Raw genomic sequence first — 6,348 nt, 5'->3', positions numbered from 1 at the left:
AGGCTGCCCAGCAATTAAGTTGCGTGAGTTGCGCATTTTGCGGTGAGACGCCGAAGGACGATGCGGCTCATGGCGAGATATAGGAGCATTTCGCCGGTCTCGATCAGGCGCTCGTAATCTTTGGCCAGACGGCGGTTGCGACCAAGCCACGCGAAGGTCCTTTCCACGACCCAGCGCCGCGGGAGCACATGAAAGCCGGCCGGGATGTGCGGGGACTCCTGGCCCGGTCCGACCCAGAACCCACTGACGCCCGTCCACCAATGCTTCGGGATCGACAGCGTCCATCCGAGAGTTGCGGTGAGCCAGTCCTGCAGGCGGCGATAAGCGGTATCGGCCCACATCAGCTGAATCTGCGGGAAGTCGCCGGCCAGTCTGCGCAGCAGAAGTTCGGCACCATGCCGATCGTGGATGTCGGCCGGATGCACGCACACCTTCAGGATGTTGCCTTGCGTATCGACCAGCACATGGCGCTTGCGGCCCGAGATCTTCTTGCCGCCATCATACCCGCGGGGTCCGCCCATCTCGGTCGTTCTGGCCGATTGGCTGTCGATGATCGCCGCACTGGGTTCGCGGTTGCGGCCGACCTGCACGCGATGGCGCTCGCGCAGGGTTGTGTTGACACGCTCCCACATGCCGTCGTGTCGCCACCGCGCGTAGTGGTAGAAGACGGCCTTCCAAGGCGGGTACTCGCGCGGCAGCGGGCGCCACTGCGAGCCCGTTCGGAGCAGATAGAAGATCGCATCGACGACGCGGCGCAGCTCATAGGTCTGGCGCCGCCCCGCCGGATGGCTCCGAGGCAGCAGCGGCTCGAGCAGTGCCCACTCCGCGTCGCTCAAATCAGTCGCATACAGGGGCTCGTCCATGGCCAGACCCCGCCCAAGCCACACACGACAGCCCGCGCCCAGCCAAAAACCCTATGTGAATCACCAATATAGCACGCGAAACTTAATTGCTGGGCAGCCTCTAGCCTGGTGAGCTGCCCAGATTGGGGAAGAATGCTGAAGTTGGGTTTTCTGCCATCACGTAAGGCCAAATTTCATTGCGGGGGCTTCATTTCAGGAGCACTGCAATGCAAGACAATGCCGTCGACCATCCTCGCCGAACCACAGCACCTTGGAATCGGTGCAAGCTGATCGGGCCCAAACCGCCTCTCAAAACCAGAGAGATCTGGTCCATTCGGGTCAGGCTCCAAGTTGCGCAGCGCGTTCGCGACCTTGCCTTGTTCAACCTGGCACTCGACAGCAAGCTGCGCGCCTGTGACCTGGTCGCGCTCCGGGTCGGAGATGTGGCACTCAACGGGCGGGTGCGGTCTCGAGCCACTATCATGCAGCGGAAGACTGGCCAGCCCGTTCAGTTCGAGATTGCCGAGCAGACCCGCGAGGCTGTCGGACGCTGGCTGGAGAAGAAGGATTTGCACAAGGGCGAGCCCCTGTTTCCAAGCCGGATTGATCGGCGAAGGCCTATGACGACGCGCCAGTACGCTCGCCTGCTCGGATTCTGGCTCCACGCGATTGGCCTCGATCCCCTGGCCTACGGCACCCATTCCCTGCGGCGGACCAAGGCATCGATGATCTATCGGAGAACCGGCAATCTCCGAGCCGTCCAGCTTCTGCTCGGCCATACCAAGATCGAGAGCACAGTTCGGTATCTCGGCATCGACGTTGACGATGCCCTTCTGATTGCGGAGCAAGTTGAAATCTGAGTTCGGAGACGGCTCGCCGACGAGCCGCCTCCCCAAGCCTGCTGACTGCTACGGAGCAAAGTCCGGATTTGAGGCACAAGCCGCCATAAGACTAACGACAGCCGCGTGCCAGAAGCGGCCATAGGCTTGCAGTAAGCACGCCATTCCATTCATTGCGTGCGCACCCAGCGGCGCTATATGGAACATCAACGGCCGGCCTCATTGCGACATGAGTTTGCGCGCGAGCGTCACCGCCGCGGCATCGAGGGAATCTCCCTGCGCTGTCGGCATCAGGTTCCCGGCTTTGAGCATGAGCTCGGTCATGACGCGTCGGATCTGCTCGTCCGATTGAGCCACGCCCGCGGCATCGAAGTCCTTGCGGATCTTGCTGAACACGTCGCTGCGCTCGGGATCGACCGTGCCCCGCGCAAGGGCGTCCGAATAGGCCTCCGCGTCGCGGCCCGTGATCCCCAGCTTCTCGGCGGCCCACCTGCCGAGGAGCATGTTGCGCAGGATCGTCTTTCCCACATCGTCGACGCTGGTCATTCGAAGTTCTCCGATTGCCGGCCGCGGAATGCCCCTTCCGGTCAGCGGGCTCCGTTACCCGGATGGTTCGCAATCCGGTAGCAAAGGCCACCGAGATGTCGGCACAGGTCGTGAAGACCCGGTTCCCCACCACTACCATCGGCCGCAGGTGTTTCGATCTGGATGATTACAGGTGCAGTAGCCCGTTTGCGGAGGGTAAGGGCGAACGCACCGGTCGAAACCTCTTGAGCAGGGCGCTCCTCAAGCGACCCTGTTCTTAAGTGCACCGATGAGGACGGTCAAAATAGCGCCGCCGGCACCGCCGCTGACGAGGTTAGCGAGGACTCCCCCGACACTGAAATTGCCGCTCGCGAGAGATGCACCAATGGCTGGCATTGCAAGGGCTACAATCTGTCCAAGGACTCCGCCACCGACAGCACCTGCAATAAGATTGCCGGTGGTGCCCAGGTCAAATTGAGGAGATGCTTTCCCCGCCGCTCCACCTCCCACTGCGCCCGCAATCAGATTGATGAGAATCTGTTCCATTCGCGCCTCCCGTTGAGCGATCAAGGTCTTGCCAGTTGAGTAACGGGCCGGGCCTTGGAGCACGCCAAGGGCGAGCCCTGGGGCTGAATTTCTCCCATCAAGCTCCCGCCTACACTGCGCCCGTCGATCGCTGTTAGCAAGCCGCTTGGGTGGCGGTCTGGATCCCTGTCGATTTGTCCTGAGTGCTGCGGTCGGATCGGAAACAGAGCAAGCTGACGGGGCCGGATGGCCGCACAGCATATGTGGTCTGTTGCGCCGGAGGTTCTCGCTGGGTCGATCCATCCGGCGTTCAGTTGCAAAAGCCGCCAGACTTGATCCAGTCTGTCAGGTAGTATCTGGCTCCATTTCCAGAGTAGGCCGTGTGAGAGTTGAACGGAACTGAAACGGAAACGCGCCGAGTTGCTTGGTGAAGTCGAGGAACCGACGCACAGGATGGAAACCATCAGGAAGTAAGTTTCCGCCATCGATCAGGCGATTGCGATCCACAACCTGGCGCACGCACGGCCTCTGCTCCGAGGGCAGATCGGAACCGATCCAGGCAAGAGGATGGCATGGGACGTTCCCGGGGCGGCCTGACACGGCCCGATCGACGGCGGAGAGAACCGTTCGGGCTCGACTGCGCCCTTGGGGAGCAAACAGGTTTGGCCTAGTATCCGGAATCACAGATCCGCGAAACGTGGTTTGAGGCGTTTTTGATGCACCTCGGACTTGGACCAAGCGAAGGGACGCGCGGTCTCGTTGTAGGCCGCGATGAATGCATTGATGTACCTGCGGAGTTCTTGCACGCTGGTGAAGCTAACGCCGTGCAGCGACTGGCCCGCGAGGATCGAGAACCAGCACTCGACCTGGTTGAGCCAGGAGGCGCGGGTCGGCGTGTAGTGGAAGTGCACGCTCTTGTGCCGGGCCAGCCAGCGGTCGCGCTTGGGCTTGTGGGTGTTGAGGTTGTCGAGGATGACGTGGATCTCGCGCCCGGGATGGGCCGCGACGATGCGGTTCATGAAGGCGAGGAACTCGCCGCGCCGCCGTCGCTTCTTGTGCGCGGCGATCACTTGGCCGGTGGCGACCTCGAAGGCGGCAAACAGCGTCGAGGTGCCGTTGCGCTTGTAGTCGTGGCTATGTCCGGTCAGCGCGCGGCCGTTCGGGAGCTTCAAGTAGCCCTGCGCCCGCTCCAGCGCCTGGATCGAGGGCTTTTCGTCGACACAGATGACGAGCGCGTTCTCGGGCGGGGCGAGATAGAGCCCGACCACATCGGCGGCCTTGGCGGCGAAGGCGGGATCGTTGCTCTCGCACCACGACTTGCGCCCCGCGAGGTCGATCTTGTGGGCGCGCAGGAAACGCCAGACATGCTGCACGTCCACATTGCCGAGCGCCCGAGCGATCAACGGACCGGTCCAGCGCGCTTGGCCTTTCGGTGGCGATCGGTCCAACAGCGCCAGGATGCGCGTGTCCGTCGCGGCCGTGTATTTGGGCGTAGCCCCGCGCGCGCCGGTCTCGTCGAGACCCGCCCGCCGCTGCTCGGCATAGCGGACGCGCCACTTGCTCGCGGTGCCGATCGTGCAGTGGACCGTTCGCGCAATCGCCCGCGTCGGCTGGCCGTCCGCCGCCATCAAGACGATCCGCGCCCGCTGGCGCAGCCGATGCTCCGTTTTCGTCGAGCGGGCCAAGCCTTCGAGCTCGATCCGCTCTTCAGGCGTCAAGCCAATCGGGGTCGCTTCAGGAATGCCGCTCATGCATCCTTGAAGCACGACTCACGCTTCAGCGACAGTGGGTACTAGGTTATGCGATGGTTCGGTTCCCTCGCGACCGAGCCGTTGTTGGTTGCCTTTCATCAGGCTCGTCAGCTCCACTGGAGGGAACGACCGTGCCAAACGACAGCCATGTAGAACTCCTCGGACAGGTCGATCTCGCCTTTTCCGATTGGCGGCCTCTGCGACACGTGGAGGACCCGCTCCACAAGGACCTGTCCGCCATCGCGCGCGTCGGCGACAGTCTCTTTCTCGCCTGCGACGAGATCGCGAGCGTCGAGCGGTTGCGGCGCATTGGGAACGGCCGGTTTGGCGAGCATCGGCATTTCGCTCTCGACGGGCTCGTCGACCTGCCGGCCGGCGCCGAAGGCGAGATGGACATCGAGGGCCTGTGCGCTGTGGACGGCTGTCTCTGGATCGTGGGATCGCATGCACTCAAGCGCAGCAAACCGAAGCGCGAGAAGAGCAATGCCGATGACGCCCTGCGTCGGATGGAGAAGGTCGACCGCGAACCGAACCGGCACTTCCTCGGCCGGATCCCACTCGTCGAGGAGGCGCCGGGCTTGTGGATGCCGACCGAAGCGGACGGCGGACGCCAGGCCGCCTGGGCCAAGTTCGACAAGCGGAATAGCGCTCTCACCCAGTGGGTCGCCGACGATCCGCATCTCGGCCCCTTTCTGACGATCCCGGCCAAGGAAAACGGGTTCGACGTCGAGGGTCTGGCAGTGCGCGGGGATCGGATCTGGCTCGGCCTGCGCGGCCCGGTGTTGCGGGGCCACGCGGTGGTGCTCGACCTCGAGATCGCCGAGAAGGAACCGGGCCGGCTCAGCGCCCGCCGTGTCGAGGGCGAACGCCGCTACCGCAAGCACCTGCTCGACACGCGCGGCCTCGGCATCCGCGACATGTGCTCCGACGGCGAAGACCTCCTTCTGTTGGTCGGGCCCACGATGTCCCTGGAAGGGCCGGCGTTCGTGCTGCGCTGGCGGGATGCGGTCCACGACGACGTCTCCGGCGTCATCGCCCCGGACCGCATCGAGACGGTCGTCGAGCTGCCGTATCGATTGCATGCCGATCACCCGGAGGGCATCGATCACTGGCCGGAGGCCGGGCCCGGCGTCCTGCTCGTCATCTATGACGCCCCGGCCCCGGAGCGCACGGACCCGGATGCCTTCACGGTGCGCGCCGACCTGATCGGCCCGCGCCGGCCGAAGGCCGGGTCACGGGCCAAGCGCGTGGCGGCGTTGGCGTCCTAGGATTCGGGCCGAAGCGCGTTACGCAGGACGGCCTTCGGCCCGTCAGGCGGCTTGCGTCCGGCCCGGGGCGCCGGGTCCGCTTGTCCGCACGACACGCTAGCAGCGACGGAGCCGCGGCTGACCAGACGCATCCATCAGCATGCGACCGTTCCGGTCGTACCTGTAGCAGTAACCGGGGGACGCCTGTGCGACCCGAGCGCCTGCGGACGCACCCGTTGTGGCACCTGCGGTCGCACCCACGGCCGCGCCGCCGACGCCGCCGACCACTGCGCCTACTGGACCTCCGACGAGAGCCCCTGTCGCGGCACCTGCCGCGGTTCCAGTCGTCGTCGGTGAACAGGCTGCCATGGCCACGCAAGCACACAGAACTAAAGCAAGCTTGTACATCTGCCGCTCCTCTTCTGGATGCTGGTTTTCGACGCCTCCGCGGGCTGTGATCGCCCGCAAAGCGTCTCTTGCTAACGTGGCAGGTCCGGTAGGGTTGCGGCAGCATCGGCCACCGGTGGAAGCACACTTCAGGGCCCAAGAGTTTGGGGTGCTCACGCCGCATCGGACGGAAAGCAGCGCCGTTCTTCGCGCCGAACAATGCTCCCGGGTT

Annotated in this window: 6 protein-coding genes; 2 read left to right on the top strand and 4 right to left on the bottom strand. The window is 64.3% G+C overall.

The window, feature by feature from the left end; all coding sequences use genetic code 11:
• Positions 1-14: 14 nt before the first annotated feature.
• Positions 15-863 (bottom strand): IS5 family transposase, encoded by an 849-nt coding sequence (locus BN1233_RS29595; RefSeq protein ID WP_046867221.1) that lies wholly within the window; start codon positions 861-863, stop codon positions 15-17.
• Between the two features lie 206 nt (positions 864-1,069).
• On the opposite strand from BN1233_RS29595, the gene BN1233_RS29590 reads away from it, so the two are divergent.
• Entirely contained in the window at positions 1,070-1,702 is a 633-nt protein-coding gene (locus BN1233_RS29590; RefSeq protein WP_046867220.1) for a tyrosine-type recombinase/integrase, read from the top strand.
• Between the two features lie 198 nt (positions 1,703-1,900).
• Here the strand turns inward: BN1233_RS29590 and BN1233_RS29585 are convergent, their stop codons facing one another.
• The 3 genes from BN1233_RS29585 to BN1233_RS29575 form a co-directional block, all read right to left on the bottom strand.
• Complete coding sequence (locus BN1233_RS29585; protein ID WP_046867219.1) at positions 1,901-2,227, bottom strand: ATPase inhibitor subunit zeta; 327 nt, start codon at positions 2,225-2,227, stop codon at positions 1,901-1,903.
• Between the two features lie 240 nt (positions 2,228-2,467).
• Positions 2,468-2,752, bottom strand: a complete 285-nt coding sequence (locus BN1233_RS29580; protein WP_046867218.1) for a hypothetical protein — start codon at positions 2,750-2,752, stop codon at positions 2,468-2,470.
• A 659-nt stretch (positions 2,753-3,411) separates the two neighbouring features.
• Positions 3,412-4,482 carry an IS630 family transposase gene (locus BN1233_RS29575; RefSeq protein ID WP_074078384.1) on the bottom strand — a complete coding sequence of 357 codons (1,071 nt, stop codon included), beginning with the start codon at positions 4,480-4,482 and terminating at the stop codon, positions 3,412-3,414.
• A 131-nt stretch (positions 4,483-4,613) separates the two neighbouring features.
• Here BN1233_RS29575 and BN1233_RS29570 point away from each other — a divergent pair, with 131 nt between their 5' ends.
• Positions 4,614-5,750, top strand: a complete 1,137-nt coding sequence (locus BN1233_RS29570; RefSeq protein WP_052763975.1) for a DUF3616 domain-containing protein — start codon at positions 4,614-4,616, stop codon at positions 5,748-5,750.
• Positions 5,751-6,348: the final 598 nt, after the last annotated feature.

The organism is Microvirga massiliensis, assembly GCF_001006805.1.
GTDB lineage: Bacteria > Pseudomonadota > Alphaproteobacteria > Rhizobiales > Beijerinckiaceae > Microvirga > Microvirga massiliensis.
Note: the sequence above shows the minus strand (reverse complement) of the source record. Positions and strands in the feature narration are given on the sequence as shown.

Coding starts and splice junctions, on each gene's coding strand:
- BN1233_RS29575 (WP_074078384.1), bottom strand. CDS start 4,482: ATGAGCGGCATTCCTGAAGCGACCCCGATTGGCTTGACGCCTGAAGAG.
- BN1233_RS29595 (WP_046867221.1), bottom strand. CDS start 863: ATGGACGAGCCCCTGTATGCGACTGATTTGAGCGACGCGGAGTGGGCA.
- BN1233_RS29580 (WP_046867218.1), bottom strand. CDS start 2,752: ATGGAACAGATTCTCATCAATCTGATTGCGGGCGCAGTGGGAGGTGGA.
- BN1233_RS29590 (WP_046867220.1), top strand. CDS start 1,070: ATGCAAGACAATGCCGTCGACCATCCTCGCCGAACCACAGCACCTTGG.
- BN1233_RS29585 (WP_046867219.1), bottom strand. CDS start 2,227: ATGACCAGCGTCGACGATGTGGGAAAGACGATCCTGCGCAACATGCTC.